The organism is Bradyrhizobium sp. Leo114 (genome assembly GCF_055229415.2).
The window spans coordinates 1-513 of sequence record NZ_JBUYEN020000206.1; the positions used below are offsets into that span (position 1 = coordinate 1).

The 513-nt window shown below is 63.9% G+C and carries 2 pseudogenes; one reads left to right on the forward strand and one right to left on the reverse strand.

Going from position 1 to position 513, the window contains the following annotated elements:
- Window positions 1-179, forward strand: a pseudogene (locus tag ACZIRK_RS45430) (IS3 family transposase); the annotation flags it as partial.
- A gap of 17 nt (window positions 180-196) precedes the next feature.
- Here the strand turns inward: ACZIRK_RS45430 and istB are convergent.
- Window positions 197-391: pseudogene (gene istB / locus ACZIRK_RS45435) on the reverse strand (IS21-like element ISFK1 family helper ATPase IstB); the annotation flags it as partial.
- Window positions 392-513 lie beyond the last annotated feature (122 nt).

Here is a 513-nt window from a genome sequence, read left to right on the forward strand (position 1 = left end):
ACTACAATATCCGGCGGCCTCACTCGTCGCTGAAATACCTGACCCCCGCGGCCTATGCCGCCCACCTCACCGCAACGGACGATCGGCTGCGCAACCCCGACCAGCTCCGCCGATCGTCCGTTGCTCCACCCGCGCCACTTGGCGTACAAAACCCTGAGACTCTAACCGCTGCTGGATGAAAGTTCAGTGGCAGGTCAAGCGCGGCCAGCTTGAGGCGCGTGGTGAGCCGCCTGGTGTCGCGTTCCGCGGCTTCCCGGTCGACCAGCAGGCCGATGCGATCTTCGAACGGCAAGGCTTCGAGATCAGGTGATCGGCGCTGCTCCTCGAAGGCCTTGGCCATGCCGCTCAAGCCGAGCTCGATCAGGCGTTCGTGGGTGGGATGGTTGAGCATACAGGTCTCCTTGGCTTCAGTGGAAATAATCCCGGCCGCGGATGTTGCCGTGGCGCAGGGGTTGGGGTTCGGAGGGCTCGTCGAGAAAGGTGCGATCCAGGCCGTTCTGGAGGATGGAGCGG